Here is a 15,068-nt window from a genome sequence, read left to right on the forward strand (position 1 = left end):
GGATCATTGCGGCCAACTCACGTTGGTCGCATTAAACACGGCCATGTAAAGCCGTGTTTTTTTGGAAAAGATGCTGAATTTTGGTTCAGATACTCTAAATCAGATCTTTCCACAGATTGCTTACCCGGAATCTATAATCCGGGAAGCCTTTAACCATGTTTGTTCGTTAAGACAACCGAGGAAACCATGTCTCAGACCAAATTCATCGTGCGCAAGGTAGCCGTTCTGGGTGCCGGCGTGATGGGGGCGCAAATCGCCGCTCATCTGGTTAATGCCAAGGTGCCAACCGTTCTGTTCGACCTTCCGGCTAAAGAAGGCAACAAGAACGCAATTGCGCTGAAAGCTATCGAAGGCCTGAAAAAGCTCAAGCCGTCCCCGCTGTCCAACAAGGATGCGGTGAACTTTATCCAGCCAGCCAACTACGAAGACCACCTGCATCTGCTGAAAGACTGCGATCTGGTGATCGAGGCGATTGCCGAGCGCATGGACTGGAAGGCAGACCTGTATGCCAAGGTTGGCCCGCATCTGGGCGAGCAAACCATCTTCGCTACCAATACCTCGGGTCTGTCCATCAACCAGCTAGCCGATTCGCTGCCGGCGGCACTGAAGCCACGCTTCTGCGGTGTGCATTTCTTCAACCCGCCGCGCTACATGCATCTGGTCGAGATCATTCCGTGTGTGGGCTCTGACGCCGGTATTCTGGACAACCTGGAACGCTTCCTGGTGTCTACGCTGGGCAAGGGCGTGATCCGCGCCAAAGATACCCCGAACTTTGTGGCGAACCGCATTGGCGTGTTCTCCATGCTGGCAACCATTGCCAACGCAGAGAAGTTCGGTATCCGCTTTGATATCGTGGATGACCTGACAGGCCCGCGCCTGGGTCGCCCGAAGTCCGCCACTTTCCGTACCGCCGACGTGGTGGGCCTGGATACCTTCTCCCACGTGGTGAAGACCATGCAGGACACCCTGCCACAAGACCCGTGGCACGCGCTGTTCCAGTCGCCACAATGGCTGCAGAAGCTGATCGCTGACGGTGCCCTGGGTGCTAAAACCAAGCGCGGTATCTACAAAAAAGAAGGCAAACTGATGTTTGTCATCGACCCGGCTACAGGTGAGTACGTTGGTGCCGGCCAGAAAGGCGATGACGCTGTCAAAGAAATCCTGAAGATCGCCAACCCGGGCGAAAAATTCAAAAAGCTGCGCGAGAGCGAGCACCCGCAGGCGCAGTTCCTGTGGGCTTGCTTCCGCGACGTATTCCACTACATCGCCTTCCACCTGGGTGATATCGCTAACTGCGCACGCGATGTGGATTTTGCCATTCGCTGGGGCTTTGGCTGGTCTGCCGGCCCGTTCGAAACCTGGCAATCCGCCGGCTGGCAGCAAGTGGCCGAGTGGGTAGATGCTGACGTGAAAGCCGGCAAGTCGCTGGCTGCGGCCAACCTGCCAGCCTGGGCACTGGAAGCTGACCGTGCGGGCGTGCACTTTGCCGATGGCTCGTTTGATGCAGCCGCTGGCAAGCTGGTAGGCCGCTCCACGCTGGACGTGTACGCACGTCAGCTCGCCCCGGCAAAAGTGCTGGGCGAGGCCAATGGCCTGCTGGGTGAAACCGTATTCGAGAACGACGGTGTGCGTGCCTTCACTACTGGCGATGAAGTACTGGTGGTGTCGTTCAAGTCCAAAGCCCACGCGATTGGCCCGGACGTAATTGATGGTGTGCATGCTGCGCTGGATATCGCCGAAGCTCGCTTCAAGGGCTTGGTGATCTGGCAAACCGAAGAGCCGTTCTCGGTAGGTGCGGACCTGCAGTCCATGCTGCCAGCCTTCATGATGGGTGACTGGGATGCCATCGACACCATGGTGCGTCGCTTCCAGGAAACGTCCATGCGTCTGCGTTACAGCCAGATTCCGACTGTTGCTGCTACCCAAGGTTACGTCTTTGGCGGTGGTTGCGAGTTTGCCATGCATTGCGACAAGGTGGTGGCTGCGCTGGAATCCTACGTGGGTCTGGTTGAAGTGGGCGTGGGTCTGCTGCCAGGTGGTGGCGGTTGCAAAGAGTTTGCCGTACGTGCCGCCCGCGAAGCCAAAGGTGATGTGCTGGCTGCGCTGAAGGACTACTTCATGGCGATTGCTACTGCCAAAGTGGCGACCAGTGCACACGAAGCGCAGGAAATCGGTTTCTTCCGTGCTACTGACAATGTGGTGTTCAACAGCTACGAGTTGCTGCATGTTGCCAAACAGCAAGCGCTGTCCATGTACGAATCGGGCTACCGTCCGCCGATGGCCGGTGGCAAGTTTGCCGTTGCCGGCCGTGCCGGTGCCGCGTCCATCAAGGGCCAGCTGGTGAACATGCTGGAAGGTAACTTCATCAGCAAGCATGACTTTACCATTGCCGGCCTGATTGCCGATGTGATGACCGGTGGGGATGTAGAGCAGGGCACGCTGGTGAACGAGCAGTGGATTCTGGACCTGGAGCGCAAGGCATTCATGACCTTGCTGAAATCCAGCAAAACCCAGGATCGTATTGCCAATATGCTGACTACCGGCAAACCACTGCGTAACTAATCACAGCCAGAATGCGGGCAAGCTGGCGGCTGAGGGGCTAAGCCAGCTTTGCCGGAAGGAGATTTAAAAAATGGTTAAACAAGTACAGGAAGCTTACATCGTCGCCGCCACCCGTACCCCGGTAGGCAAGGCGCCACGTGGCATGATGCGCCATGTACGCCCGGACGATATGCTGGCACACGTTATTACCGGTGCGCTGGCCCAGGTGCCTACGCTGGACCCGAAGCTGATTTCCGATTGCGTGGTAGGTTGCGCTTTCCCGGAAGCCGAGCAAGGCCTGAATATGGCACGTATTGGCGTGCTGCTGGCTGGTCTGCCTAATACTGTAGGCGGCATCACCATCAACCGTTACTGCTCGTCCGGTATCAACGCTGTGCAGATGGCCGCCGACCGTATCCGTCTGGGCGAAGCCGACGTGGTGATCGCGGCGGGTTCCGAGTCTATGTCCATGGTGCCGATGATGGGCAACAAGGTTTCCTTGAACCCGGAAGTGTTCGCCAAAGACGAAAACTATGCCATCGCTTACGGCATGGGCCTGACTGCCGAAAAAGTAGCCCAGCAATGGGGCGTGTCCCGCGAAGACCAGGATGCGTTTGCAGTTGAGTCGCACCGCCGTGCGCTGGCTGCCATTGATGGCGGCAAGTTCAAGAACGAGATTACCCCGCTGGAAGTGACCTATCGCACGCCTAACCTGGAAACCGGCGAAGTGGTCAGCAAGACCCGTGTGCTGGATACCGATGAGGGCCCGCGTCGCGAAACCACGCTGGAAGGCCTGGCCAAGCTGAAAACCGTGTTCGATGCCAAGGGTTCGGTCACTGCGGGTAACTCCTCGCAAATGTCCGATGGTGCTGGTGCCGTGATTCTGGTATCGGAGCGCGTACTGAAAGAGTTCAACCTGACACCGCTGGCGCGTTACGTTACCTTCTCGGTAAAAGGCGTGCCGCCGGAAATCATGGGTATCGGCCCGAAAGAAGCGATTCCGGCAGCCTTGAAACAGGCTGGTCTGGCGCAGAGCGATCTGAAATGGATCGAGCTGAATGAAGCTTTTGCTGCCCAGGCCTTGGCCGTGGCGCGTGATCTGGAGCTGGATATGTCGCTGGTTAACCCACATGGTGGCGCTATTGCCCTGGGCCACCCGCTGGGCGCAACTGGTGCCATCCGTACCGCTACGCTGATTCACGGTATGCGCGATGCGGGTATGCAAGGCCACGGCATGGTGACTATGTGTATCGGTACCGGTATGGGTGCTGCCGGTATTATCGAAGTGCTGTGATAAGCCTGTTGCGGCCAACAATGAGGTTGGCCGCAACAACAAAAAAGCCGGCTGCAAAGCCGGCTTTTTTCATGAGCTGTAGTGTGTTTACAGGCGTTCCAGTGTTTCAAATTCTACCTGTTGGCAATCTTCGAAGGTTGCGTTGCTATGCAATATACGAATCTGGTATGACTTGCCATTGGCCGCAAAGGTCAGCTCTTTACTATTGTCTGCTAGCCGCTTCGGTATCAGAAAAACACGTTGCCCCTTTTTTGCATTGGTCTGTGTAATGTACAAGCCACTGCTGATGTTGCTGCCATCGACGCCGCCTTCACTCAGGCTCACGGGTAAGGGCAGGCTACCCAGTACTTCTACGCCCACACGGGTGCCACCCTCCGCCAAGCGTTGAACACGGCGTATTACGCACAGCTGACCAGGGTATTCGCGGGATGAAACCCAGATGGTACGGCCAATCATCAGGCTTTCGACCGATCGCCCCAGATAAGTCAGGCCAAAACCCGCTTCGCTGGCATCATTCACGCGCCAGTCGTCATTGATTTCATCTTGCGGTAGCGCACTGCGATTCACTTTGAGGTGGTGGGCGATTTTCTCAAAGCCGATTTCAACTTTGGCGTGCCCACTGGAGCTGAGTCGTTCGTGCTGGCGCATGGATTTGCCCCCGTCTTGCGACCAGCGCGACGACAGCTTTTGCAGCAGGTTGCGCCATGTCGGCGTATCCATGGCCGGGAGTGCTTGCTTGAAACCTTCGGGAATACCTTGGTCAAAATCCAGAATCAGGTCGGCCAAGCGGTTTACCACGAAGTCACCAGACCAGTAGCGGCACCCTTTGCCCAATGTGCCGCGTCGTAGCAGCTGTGGCGGGGCGGGCAGTTCCAGATTGATGACGTACTGGAAGTCGCTCTTTGAAGCGGTGTTTTGCAGCTTGATGCCTTCCGATAACCGGGCCAGTAGCAAGTGAATGGCCTCGATCTCTATGGTCAGCAGGTTGTCCGTTTGCGCCAGATGCAGCATGGCAGCCTGAATCAGCAGCTGTTCGCCAGAGGTGGATTCAGCCTGCTCTTCGTACATGGTAATGGCTTTGCCGTGGAAGCCGTGCTGTTCGGCAAACTGATACAGCCGGTAGGCCTGCTGCCAGGTGTTGCCATCAGCAGAGATGTAGCGCAGGGCACTCCATTTGATCAGGCTGAGCTGATGGTGCAGTGCCCGGATGGCAACGCGCTCAATCTGGGCATCAATCTGGGCATTCTTGCTGCTCTGGAACTGACGCAAGCAGAGTTGGTAGCCATTGGAGAGCTCAGTCCAATAGGCCAGGATGCTGGGCAGGAATGATTTGGAGCGCGATGCGCCGATCAGGAATTCCTTGCACAACTTCCTGTGCATTTCCACCGCTCGTGTATCGACATACAGGAGCGTGTTAATGCGGTCTTTTAGTGTGACGTTGGCATCTTTGTTGATCTTTGCCACCGCCTTGATGATTTCGACCAGCGCCGTGTAGTACTCGGCATTCGGCAAGTTCTTGACCAGCATGGTTGCCGACTCGGTCGACTCGCTTGAGGTCTTTTTCCTGCCTGAAATGGCGCTAAGAATGGCTTTGATATCAATCATTGGGTACGGGGTCGGGTTCGGTTGGCCGAGTCATGCTATGAGCTGCTTATAGTAGCCTAATCTCGTTATCGATAGGAAGGTTGGCTCAATGGCGGCAACTTTTTATACGAATGTATTGCTTTGTAGATGGCCAAATGTTGTGCATTCTTTACACACAACGCAATGACAGAATGAAGTGTGAGTATAGTATTTTTAAGCCGTTCTGTATTGCTTATATAGCCTCGCTCATGTCTATCCGTAGCCGTCACCATTGAGCGTTCTGATGCGAAACAGCTGTGGAGAAAATCATACAATCGTTTTTTTGATTTATAGAACAGTCGTCTACGGGTTTGTCGTCTCTCTCCGTGCGTGTAAATTGGGCATGCACTCTAATTTTGAGTGTGGTCAATCAAGTGACAACAAGATCACTCGTCATTCATCGAGGAGAACATATGCGCAAGATTATCGCCGCCAAACGCATTCTGGCGACTGCAGCACTGCTGGCTGTTAGCCTGCAATCCGCTCACGGGATGGGCACTGTGCCGGCAGAGAGTGAGGCTACTTATACCAAAACCAAATACCCCATCGTGCTAGTGCATGGGGTACTAGGGTTCGATAGTTTGCTTGGTATGGATTACTTTTACGGTATCCCTGCCGAGCTGCAGCGTAGTGGTGCCCAGGTTTACATCGCACAGGTGTCACCTGCGGACAGCTACGAGCGACGCGGCGAGCAGCTACTTGAACAGGTACAGCGCATTGTCGCCATGACCGGTTCGCAGAAGGTTAACCTTATCGGTCATAGCATGGGGTCTCCCACCTCGCGGTACGTTGCATCGGTTAGGCCAGACTTGGTTGCCTCTGTGACCAGTGTTGGTGGTGTGAACAAGGGTTCTAAAGTGGCAGATGCACTGCGTGGCGTACTTCCGCCAGGCTCTGTGACCGAGTCAGTAGTCGCTGCCGCGGGCGGCGCTTTCGCCAGCATGATCCGGCTGTTCTCTACAGGCAGCAGCCTGTCACAAGACGAGTTAGCCACGTTGAACTCGCTCACTACGCCGGGGACACTCGCCTTTAATAGCCGCCATCCGCAGGCAGTGCCAACGACGGCTTGCGGTGAAGGTGCCTATCAAGTCAACGGCATCCATTATTTCTCGTGGTCGGGTGCGCAGCCTTACACCAACCCGCTGGATGTGGGCGATCCTTTGCTAGCGGCAACCGGCTTGGTATTCGGTGCTGAACCCAACGATGGTTTGGTAGGGACTTGCTCGTCACACTTGGGCCAGGTCATTCGCGACAACTACCGTTTCAACCATCTGGATGAGACCAATATGTTCTTCGGCTTGGGCAACATTCTTGAGACCAGTCCTGTCACGCTGTTCCGTCAGCATGCCAACCGTCTGCGCAACTTGGGGGTATAAGCATGCGGCTGCAAGGCAAGGTATGGCTGCTACTGGTGTTGGCCGCATCGGCTGGCGCGTATTGGTGGCAGTCGGGTAGTGCCGAGCAGCCTGTAGCCGAGGGGGTGTTTGCCCCCTCGCTACGGCAAACATCGGTAGATGGTCTGCCGCCTGTACCGGTAAGTGGCAAGATGGATGCCAAGCAGCTGAAAGCGCTGTTTGATTACTATCTTGCCACGCAAGGCGAGCGCACCCTTCCGGAGATTCGTCAGGAAATCGAAAAGCAACTGGCAGCGCGTCTCAGTGGCAAGGATTTGCAAGATGCGCAGGATTTCTTTCACCGCTATCTGGCCTATCTGAATGACTTGGGGCAGGCGGGCAAGATTATCAGCCCGGTCTCTGCCGATGTGGTCAGCCAGATGAGCCAACGTTTGCAGCTGCTGCGCCAGATTCGTGCCCGGCACTTCACCCCGCAGGAGCTAAAACAGCTTTTTGCCAGTAGCGATGCCATGGACGAGCTGGTTTTGCAGCGTATGGCGATTCAGCGGAGGCAGGATCTCAGTGAGGCGGAAAAGCGCCGTCAACTGGATGAGCTGGAGCAATCGTTACAGCCAGAGCAACGTGCTGCTCGGTTGCAAACAATACAGCACATTGCGTTGGCAGACGCCGAGCGCAGTCTGCGTCAGAAAGGTGGTACACCAGAACAACTGCAGGCATTGCGTGCCGAGATGGTGGGGGTTGAGGCAGCGCAAAGATTGGCTGCAGTCGACGCAGAGGTGGTGGTGTGGCAAACCAAACTGCAGCAATGGAAACAGGAGCGTGAGCAGCTTACCAAGGATGAGGCATTGTCTGGCCCGCAGAGGCAGCAGGCTTTGCAAGAATTAGAGCAGAAGCTGTTCAGCGAGAACGAGCGTAAGCGCCTGCTAGCGTATCAGTAGAGACTGCGGCGCTGCTGGCCTTCTGAACTGTAGTTGCCTGATATGTTTTTTTGTGTGGCCAACGCCTGAGCGTTCAAGCTGATGCTGACTTGGGTGCCAGTAGCGGATGAAAAAAGAGCAGCGTGTCATGCGCTGCTCTTTTTTCATGACTATCAGGCAAACAGCTGCTGCAGGCCAAGGCCCGGGTCATCCTGGCGCATAAAGGCTTCGCCTACCAGGAAGGTGTGCACGGCATGGTCACGCATCTTTTGTACGTCGGCAGGCTGGGTAATGCCGCTCTCGGTGACGGCGATGCGGTCTTTGCCGATTTCCGGCAGCAGGCGCAGCGTGGTATCCAGACTGACTTCGAAGGTGCGCAGGTTGCGGTTGTTCACGCCGACCAGCGGGGTGCCTAGCTGTAGTGCCGATTCCAGCTCGTACTCGTCATGCACCTCCACCAGTACGGCCATGCCCAGCTCTTGCGCCAGGGCTTCGAAATCGCGCATTTGCGGCAGGCTCAGGCAGGCGGCGATCAGCAGGATGCAGTCGGCGCCAATGGCGCGGGCTTCGTAGATCTGGTACTCGTCTACCATGAAGTCCTTGCGCAGCACCGGCAGCTGGCAGGCAGCACGAGCGGCCTGCAGGTAGTCTTCGTGGCCCTGGAAGTACTGCGCATCGGTTAGCACGGACAGGCAGGCGGCACCAGCTTGCTCGTAGCTTTGTGCAATCTGAGCCGGGTTGAAGTCGGCACGGATCACGCCTTTGCTGGGGCTGGCCTTTTTGGCCTCGGCAATCACCGCGGCCTGGCCGGCGGCATGTTTGGCGCGGATGGCTGCGACAAAACCGCGCTGGTCGCCGTGGCGGCCTTCGGCCTCGGCACGCAGGCTGGCCAGGGAGCGTTGCGGGCGGCGCTGGGCAATTTCTTCTACCTTGGTGGCACAGATTTTTTTCAGAATGTCAGACATGGTGCGAGGGCTTTCTGCTGTGCGCTTGGGTGCGCTGGTATGAATCGAAAAATGCTAACAGACGCTGGGGTAGCCAGGCTAGTGTGCCGGGGAAGGGCCCGCTGACAAAACCGACGTGGCCGCCTTCGGCTGGCTGCTCCAGGCATACCGCCTGGCTGACATCGGCCGGGCCGGGCAGGGCTTGTGGCGGCAGGAAGGGGTCGTTGACGGCGTTCAGCACCAAGGTTGGCCGCATGATCTGCTTGAGCAGTGGTTTGCTGCTGGCACGCGCCCAGTAGTCTTGCACGTTGCGGTAGCCATGCAGGGGTGCCGTGACCAGATTATCGAACTCGCCAAAGGTGCGGGCGCGCTGCACGGCACGGCGGTCGAACAGGCCAGGGTGGTGCTGCAGCTGGGCCAGTGACTTGGGCTTGAGCGTATTCATGAACATACGCGTATACAGCAAGCGGCCCACGCCGTGATCCAGGCGTGTGCTGGCAGCGGCCAGGTCTAGCGGTGCCGAGATGGCCGCTGCGGCCAGCGGGATGGCCTGGCTGCCTTGTTCGCCCATATGCCGCAGCAGCATATTGCCGCCTAATGACACGCCTGCGGCGAAGAGCTGCGGGTTTTCTGCGGCCAGCCTGCTGCAGATCCAGCTGATTTCAGCGGCGTCGCCGGCATGGTAGGCGCGAGGCTGGGTATTTTCGATGCCGCCGCAGCCGCGAAAATGTGGCACCGCACCGTGCCAGCCGCGTGCTTGCAGCGCGCGCATCAGGGCGATGGCGTAGTGGCTGTGGCTGCTACCTTCCAGACCATGAAACAACACCACTAATGGTTTGCCGGCTTGGCCGTCAATACGGTCTACAGCGATCTGGCCGCCATCCGGCGTGGTCCACAGCTCGCGGCGATAGGCGGGTGGTGCCTGCTTTAGCATGAGGGCAGGCCAGATGGTCTGGGCGTGGCTGCCGGGCAGCCAGCGGGGGGCTTGGTACGGGGTCACGCTACGGGCTTGATGGCGGACTTGGGTCGGAATGCTTTGACCACTTCTTCGCGTGTTTCCACGTACGGGGCGCCGATCAGATCCAGGCAGTAGGGCACGGCGGCAAAAATGCCGGGCACAGTGACGATGCCGTCTTCGCGCAGGCCTTCCAGTGTTTCGCGGATGGCCTTGGGCTGGCCGGGCAGGTTCAGGATCAGGCTTTGTTTGCGGATGACGCCTACCTGGCGTGACAGGATGGCAGTGGGCACGAACTTCAGGCTGATCTGGCGCATCTGCTCGCCAAAGCCGGGCATGACGCGGTCGGCTACTGCCAGTGTGGCTTCCGGTGTGACATCGCGCAGGGCAGGGCCGGTGCCACCGGTGGTAAGCACCAGGTGGCAGCCTTGCTCGTCTACCAGCTGGCGCAGCGTGGCTTCGATGGTGGCTTGTTCGTCCGGAATCAGGCAGGTGATGGTCTCAAAAGGGCTGCGGATGCACAGGCTAAGCCAGTCCACCAGCGCAGGAATGCCCTTGTCTTCGTACACGCCTTGACTGGCGCGGTCGGAGATGGATACCAGCCCGATTTTCAGACTCATGCCTCGTCGTCCTGTTCGATGGTGTCTTCAGGTGCATTCTTCTGGCGGCCTTGTTCCGGGATCAGCTCTTTGATCATCTGGAACAGCAAGCGGGTTGCCTTCGGTGGTTTGGCTTCATCGCGCTCTTTGCGTGCGTTGCGTACGGTGGTGCGCAGCTGCTGTACGTCTACTTCAGGGAAATCGTCGATGAAGATCTGCACGTTCTTGTCGTCTTCCAGCAGGCGTTCGCGCCAGCGCTCTACCAGGTGCAGCCAGCGGGTGTGGGTGCTGGAGTCGCCACGCAGGGCGGCCAGTTTTTGCTCGATCGGCTCCGGGTCGATGTCGCGCATCAGTTTGCCGATGTATTGCAGCTGGCGGCGCTTGGCACCGTTGGCGTTAAAGCGCTGGTAGTCCAGCACGGCAGCCAGCAGGGTGTCGTCCAGCTCCATCTTTTTCAGTTTGGCGGCAGGCAGCTCGGTCAGCGCGCGGCCAATGTTCTGTAGCGCATCCATGTCGCGCTTGAGCTGGGATTTGCTGGGGGGCAGGCCATTATTGCTGCCATTGTTAAAAACGTTCGACATTCGCTAAGACTTGATTAAGGTTTCAAGCTGGTATGATACCGGAAAAGAACCCGTCACGGCCGACTGGTGTGTGTTCCCGTCGTGCCTTATCACTAGAGAAAACCATATGGCAGAGCAGATTTTTTCGTATACCGAGGCCGCACTGGAAGCCATTGCTGCCCGTATGCTGGCGCTGGCCCAGGCTGGCGGCGCTACCGCAGCTGAAACCGATGTCTCCGAGGGCTGCGGGCAGAATGTGTCGGTACGCTTGGGTGAGGTGGAAACCATTGAATATAACCGCGACAAAGGCGTGTCACTGACGGTGTATCTGGGTCAGAAAAAAGGCCACGCCAGCACTTCTGATTTTTCTGACAAGGCGCTGGCGGATACGGCCGCTGCCGCCCTGAATATTGCCCGCTATACCGCCGAGGACGACTGCGCTGGCCTGGCAGACCCCGAGCTGTTGCTGAAGGCTGGCAATCGTCGTGACCTGGATCTGTATCACCCTTGGGATTTGCCGGTAGAGCAGGCCATTGCCCTGGCGCGCCAGTGCGAGGACGTGGCGCGTGGTGTGGATGCCCGCATCAGCAACTCGGAAGGTGGCACCGTAGCTACGCATGCCACGCGCCACTGCTATGCCAACAGCCATGGTTATAGCGGCAGCCTGACTACCTCGCGCCATAGTCTGTCTGCGTCGGTGGTGGCATCCGGCGCCAACAGTATGCAGCGCGACTACTGGTACAGCACGGCCCGCCATCCGGCGGATCTGCTGTCGGCAGAAGAGGTTGGCCGCATCGCCGGCGAGCGCGCTGTGCGTCGCCTGGATGGCCGCCGTGTGAAAACCGGCCAGTACCCGGTGCTATTCGAGGCGCCGGTGGCAGGTAGTCTGCTCAGCCACCTGGTGCAGGCGGTAAGCGGTGGTAGCCTGTATCGTAAATCCAGCTTTTTGCTGGATAGCCTGGGCCAACAGGTGGCTGCGCCCTTGTTGAATATCAGCGAAGACCCATTTGTGTTGCGTGGCCTGGCCAGTGGTTGCGCCGACGACGAAGGGGTGGCGACCACTGCGCGACAGTTTGTGCAGAGCGGTGTATTGCAGGGCTACTTCCTGGGCAGCTACTCGGCTCGCAAGCTGGGCATGCAAAGTACCGGCCACGCAGGCGGTGCCCATAACCTGGTCGTGCAGCCTACCTTGACCGGCGGCCTGACTGCCTTGCTGGCACGCATGGGTACCGGCCTGCTGGTGACCGAGCTGATGGGGCAGGGCATCAATATGGTCACCGGCGATTACTCGCGCGGCGCCAGTGGCTTCTGGGTAGAAAACGGCGTGATTGCCTACCCGGTAGAGGAGTTGACCATTGCCGGCAACCTGCGCGACATGCTGCAGGGTATCGATGCCATTGGTGACGATATCGACTATCGTGGCAGCCGCCATATGGGCTCGGTACTGCTGGGTAATATGATGGTGGCGGGCGAGGCGTGACGCCAGCCTACTGGCCGCAGGCTTGCGCCGAGCTGTCACAGCACAGCCCGGCGCTGGCTGCCTTGATTGCGCAGTACCCCGCCAGCGTGCTGAAAACACGGGGCGAGCCCTTCGAGACGCTGCTGCGCGCCATCGTCGGCCAGCAGATTTCCATTGCAGCTGCCGATGCCATCTGGGCCAGGTTGGCCGCACTGCTCGACACCACTAGTCCGTTGGCCGTGGTGGCTGCCCAAACCGATGCGCTGCGGGCGGTGGGGTTTTCGCTGCGTAAAGTGGAGTACGCGCAGGATCTGGCGCGGCATTTTCTGGATGGCCGCATCGATCCGGCGCGTTTTGATGCGCTGGACGATGAAAGCATTATCCGCGAACTGGTGGCCGTGCGCGGCATAGGCCGCTGGACCGCCGAAATGTACCTGATCTTCAACCTGTGCCGCCCGGACGTGTGGCCGGTAGATGATATCGGCCTGCAAAAAGCGCTGGTGGTCATTCACGGCTTGCCGGCGCGCCCGGCATTGGCCGAGCTGCGGCAGATGGGCGAGGCCTTTCGCCCGTGGCGCAGCGTGGCTACTTGGTATTTGTGGCGCATGCTGGACCCGGTAGAAGTGCAGTACTAGCGCACAAAAACTGCCACATCGCTGCCAGTGTTCCATACTCAAAGCAAAACAGGGAGCGAGAGATGGACAAGCCTATCGTCGGGCTGGTGCTGGCAGGTGGCGGCGCACGGGCAGCCTATCAAGTGGGGGTGTTGATGGCGGTGGCGCACATGCTGCCGCGCGATCATGGCAACCCGTTTCCCATCATCAGCGGCACCTCGGCTGGCGCCATTAATGCGGTAGGGTTGGCCGCAGGATCGATGCATTTTCGCCGTGCCACCGCCTTTCTGGCCAAGATGTGGAAAGGTCTGCATGTAGAGCAGGTGTACCGGGCGGATTGGCCTTACTTTGCACGCGCTTTTCTGGCCTGGGGTGGCTCGGTACTTACTGGCGGCAAGCTGGTGCACAACCCGGCCAGCCTGCTGGATAACAGCCCACTGCGGGAGCTGCTCAGCCATGCGGTCAATTTTGATGGTGTGTCGCGTGCGGTACAAAGCGGCGATCTGCGTGCGCTATCCCTAACGGCGTCTTGTTACACCACAGGGCAATCAGTCAGCTTTTTTGAAGGGCACGATGACATCGACGAGTGGCACCGCTATCAGCGTCTGGGCGTGCGCGAGTCTATCGGGGTGGACCACCTGATGGCGACCTCGGCCATTCCTGTCGTTTTTCCTGCCGCCACCATCCATGGCCGTTTCTACTGTGATGGCGCCATCCGCCAGATGGCGCCCCTGTCGCCAGCCTTGCATCTGGGGGCGGAAAAACTTTTTGTCATTAACCTGAATACCGAGCACCGGCCACGGCCAGAGCGGCGACTGGTCGGTGATCGCCCCTCGCTGGCCATGATCTTTGGCCATTTGCTCAATAGCATCTTTTTTGACAGTATGGCCACCGATATGGAACGCCTGAGCCGGGTGAACCATACCGTTTCCTTGCTGGACGAGCAGGTGCTGTGCAGCGGCCGTACGGCGCTCAAGCGGGTGGAGGTGCTGAATATCTCACCTAGCGTGTCGCTGGAAGCCATTGCCTTCAAGCACGTCAAAAACTTTCCACCTGCCATGCGCTTTCTCATGCGGGGCGCCGGCGCCATGCGCCAGCGTGGTTCGGTGTTGGCGAGCTATCTGTTGTTTGACCCAGCGTATGGTAAAGAGTTGATTGACCTAGGCTACAAAGATGCCATGGCCAGGCAGGGCGAGATACTGAATTTTCTACAAAAGACATAGTCTGCTACGGTGCAGGTGTTTTGCACCGCTATTTTTAAGGGGGTTGTAATGCGTTTATCCAGACGGCAGGGTTTTGCCGCTATTGCGGCAATGTGTGCCGCATCCATGGGCTTTGCCTTGTATGCCCAGCATGTCATGGGCCTGGAGCCCTGCCCGTTGTGTGTTTTTCAGCGCGTGGGTGTTATTTCTACGGGTGTATTGGCCGGGTTGTTTGCCCTGGTGAACCCGCAAAGGTTGGCCGCAAAACTTGCTGCGCTTTTAGTGGCGCTTGCCGCGCTGGCGGGGGGGCTGGTGTCGGGCTGGCATGTGTACCTGCAGCATCTGCCAAAAGACCAGGTGCCGGCGTGCGGGCCAGGGCTGGATTTCATGCTGGAAACTTTGCCGCTTACCCAGGTGCTGAATACCGTGTTCAAAGGCAGTGGTGAATGCGCCGAGCTGGGCTGGACCTTTCTTGGTCAGTCGATGCCGGTGTGGACCGGCCTTTTGTTCGTTGCGCTGATGTCGATGGCGCTGTGGAATGGCTGGCGTAAAGCCTGATCCGGTTTGATGTTGCAGCACAAGCATAGCCAGTCCCGTGTGGGCTGGCTTTTTCATGTGCGGCGTTTGGTCGCGGGGTAGGGCTAAAATGAAAAAAGCCTTCCGAAAGGAAGGCTTTTAAATCGTTGGCGGAGCGGACGGGACTCGAACCCGCGACCCCCGGCGTGACAGGCCGGTATTCTAACCAACTGAACTACCGCTCCAACCGTAAAACGGTGGTGGGCGTTGACGGAGTCGAACCGCCGACATTCTGCTTGTAAGGCAGACGCTCTACCAACTGAGCTAAACGCCCGAAAACTCGGTACTGCTAAATTGTATGGTTGGCGGAGCGGACGGGACTCGAACCCGCGACCCCCGGCGTGACAGGCCGGTATTCTAACCAACTGAACTACCGCTCCAACCGTAAAACGGTGGTGGGCGTTGACGGAGTCGAACCGCCGACATTCT

13 protein-coding genes and 3 tRNA genes are annotated in these 15,068 nt (G+C 58.2%); 8 read left to right on the forward strand and 8 right to left on the reverse strand.

What is annotated here, in order from left to right; all coding sequences use genetic code 11:
* Window positions 1–186 precede the first annotated feature (186 nt).
* Complete coding sequence (locus ACZ9XP_RS10560; protein ID WP_147682300.1) at window positions 187–2,562, forward strand: 3-hydroxyacyl-CoA dehydrogenase/enoyl-CoA hydratase family protein; 2,376 nt, start codon at window positions 187–189, stop codon at window positions 2,560–2,562.
* 70 nt (window positions 2,563–2,632) lie between these two features.
* The gene (locus ACZ9XP_RS10565) at window positions 2,633–3,835 is read left to right on the forward strand and encodes an acetyl-CoA C-acyltransferase (protein WP_147682301.1); all 1,203 of its coding nucleotides are present in this window, start codon (window positions 2,633–2,635) and stop codon (window positions 3,833–3,835) included.
* 87 nt (window positions 3,836–3,922) lie between these two features.
* Here ACZ9XP_RS10565 and ACZ9XP_RS10570 read toward each other — a convergent pair whose 3' ends face one another.
* Entirely contained in the window at window positions 3,923–5,362 is a 1,440-nt protein-coding gene (locus ACZ9XP_RS10570) for a PilZ domain-containing protein (protein ID WP_465188387.1), read from the reverse strand.
* Window positions 5,363–5,871: 509 nt separating this feature from the next.
* On the opposite strand from ACZ9XP_RS10570, the gene ACZ9XP_RS10575 reads away from it, so the two are divergent.
* Both ACZ9XP_RS10575 and ACZ9XP_RS10580 read left to right on the forward strand, forming a co-directional pair.
* A complete protein-coding gene (locus tag ACZ9XP_RS10575) occupies window positions 5,872–6,834 on the forward strand; it encodes an esterase/lipase family protein (RefSeq protein ID WP_147682303.1) in 963 nt (320 codons plus the stop codon).
* 170 nt (window positions 6,835–7,004) lie between these two features.
* Window positions 7,005–7,751: a lipase secretion chaperone gene (locus ACZ9XP_RS10580; RefSeq protein ID WP_170253469.1), complete on the forward strand. Its 747-nt coding sequence runs from the start codon at window positions 7,005–7,007 to the stop codon at window positions 7,749–7,751.
* Between the two features lie 152 nt (window positions 7,752–7,903).
* Here ACZ9XP_RS10580 and trpC read toward each other — a convergent pair whose 3' ends face one another.
* Genes trpC through yjgA form a run of 4 tightly spaced genes read right to left on the reverse strand, consistent with a single transcriptional unit; the run spans window position 7,904 to window position 10,809 of the window.
* Window positions 7,904–8,695: an indole-3-glycerol phosphate synthase TrpC gene (gene trpC, locus ACZ9XP_RS10585; protein WP_147682305.1), complete on the reverse strand. Its 792-nt coding sequence runs from the start codon at window positions 8,693–8,695 to the stop codon at window positions 7,904–7,906.
* Window positions 8,688–9,674 carry a YheT family hydrolase gene (locus ACZ9XP_RS10590; protein ID WP_465188388.1) on the reverse strand — a complete coding sequence of 329 codons (987 nt, stop codon included), beginning with the start codon at window positions 9,672–9,674 and terminating at the stop codon, window positions 8,688–8,690. Before ACZ9XP_RS10590 ends, trpC begins: the two co-directional genes overlap by 8 nt.
* Complete coding sequence (mog, locus tag ACZ9XP_RS10595; RefSeq protein ID WP_465188389.1) at window positions 9,671–10,249, reverse strand: molybdopterin adenylyltransferase; 579 nt, start codon at window positions 10,247–10,249, stop codon at window positions 9,671–9,673. The genes ACZ9XP_RS10590 and mog overlap by 4 nt, the downstream gene beginning before the upstream one ends.
* A complete protein-coding gene (gene yjgA / locus ACZ9XP_RS10600) occupies window positions 10,246–10,809 on the reverse strand; it encodes a ribosome biogenesis factor YjgA (RefSeq protein WP_147682308.1) in 564 nt (187 codons plus the stop codon). The genes mog and yjgA overlap by 4 nt, the downstream gene beginning before the upstream one ends.
* Window positions 10,810–10,915: 106 nt before the next feature.
* Between yjgA and pmbA the strand changes: the two genes are divergently transcribed.
* The 4 genes from pmbA to ACZ9XP_RS10620 all read left to right on the forward strand — a co-directional run bounded on the left by pmbA (window position 10,916) and on the right by ACZ9XP_RS10620 (window position 14,621).
* Complete coding sequence (gene pmbA / locus ACZ9XP_RS10605) at window positions 10,916–12,268, forward strand: metalloprotease PmbA (RefSeq protein WP_465188390.1); 1,353 nt, start codon at window positions 10,916–10,918, stop codon at window positions 12,266–12,268.
* On the forward strand, window positions 12,265–12,882 hold the full coding sequence (locus ACZ9XP_RS10610) for a DNA-3-methyladenine glycosylase family protein (protein WP_465188391.1): 618 nt from the start codon (window positions 12,265–12,267) through the stop codon (window positions 12,880–12,882). Before pmbA ends, ACZ9XP_RS10610 begins: the two co-directional genes overlap by 4 nt.
* Before the next feature lie 62 nt (window positions 12,883–12,944).
* A complete protein-coding gene (locus ACZ9XP_RS10615) occupies window positions 12,945–14,084 on the forward strand; it encodes a patatin-like phospholipase family protein (RefSeq protein WP_465188392.1) in 1,140 nt (379 codons plus the stop codon).
* Between the two features lie 48 nt (window positions 14,085–14,132).
* Entirely contained in the window at window positions 14,133–14,621 is a 489-nt protein-coding gene (locus ACZ9XP_RS10620; protein ID WP_147682312.1) for a disulfide bond formation protein B, read from the forward strand.
* Between the two features lie 126 nt (window positions 14,622–14,747).
* On the opposite strand, the gene ACZ9XP_RS10625 is transcribed toward ACZ9XP_RS10620, so the two are convergent.
* The 3 genes from ACZ9XP_RS10625 to ACZ9XP_RS10635 form a co-directional block, all read right to left on the reverse strand.
* Window positions 14,748–14,824 (reverse strand) — tRNA-Asp (locus ACZ9XP_RS10625).
* Between the two features lie 13 nt (window positions 14,825–14,837).
* Window positions 14,838–14,913: transfer RNA gene (locus ACZ9XP_RS10630), tRNA-Val, on the reverse strand.
* A gap of 29 nt (window positions 14,914–14,942) precedes the next feature.
* Window positions 14,943–15,019 (reverse strand) — tRNA-Asp (locus tag ACZ9XP_RS10635).
* Window positions 15,020–15,068: the final 49 nt, after the last annotated feature.

Source organism: Vogesella perlucida (assembly GCF_979366545.1).

Coding starts and splice junctions, on each gene's coding strand:
- ACZ9XP_RS10560 (WP_147682300.1), top strand. CDS start 187: ATGTCTCAGACCAAATTCATCGTGCGCAAGGTAGCCGTTCTGGGTGCC.
- ACZ9XP_RS10565 (WP_147682301.1), top strand. CDS start 2,633: ATGGTTAAACAAGTACAGGAAGCTTACATCGTCGCCGCCACCCGTACC.
- ACZ9XP_RS10570 (WP_465188387.1), bottom strand. CDS start 5,362: ATGCTGGTCAAGAACTTGCCGAATGCCGAGTACTACACGGCGCTGGTC.
- ACZ9XP_RS10575 (WP_147682303.1), top strand. CDS start 5,872: ATGCGCAAGATTATCGCCGCCAAACGCATTCTGGCGACTGCAGCACTG.
- ACZ9XP_RS10580 (WP_170253469.1), top strand. CDS start 7,005: ATGGATGCCAAGCAGCTGAAAGCGCTGTTTGATTACTATCTTGCCACG.
- trpC (WP_147682305.1), bottom strand. CDS start 8,695: ATGTCTGACATTCTGAAAAAAATCTGTGCCACCAAGGTAGAAGAAATT.
- mog (WP_465188389.1), bottom strand. CDS start 10,249: ATGAGTCTGAAAATCGGGCTGGTATCCATCTCCGACCGCGCCAGTCAA.
- yjgA (WP_147682308.1), bottom strand. CDS start 10,809: ATGTCGAACGTTTTTAACAATGGCAGCAATAATGGCCTGCCCCCCAGC.
- pmbA (WP_465188390.1), top strand. CDS start 10,916: ATGGCAGAGCAGATTTTTTCGTATACCGAGGCCGCACTGGAAGCCATT.
- ACZ9XP_RS10615 (WP_465188392.1), top strand. CDS start 12,945: ATGGACAAGCCTATCGTCGGGCTGGTGCTGGCAGGTGGCGGCGCACGG.
- ACZ9XP_RS10620 (WP_147682312.1), top strand. CDS start 14,133: ATGCGTTTATCCAGACGGCAGGGTTTTGCCGCTATTGCGGCAATGTGT.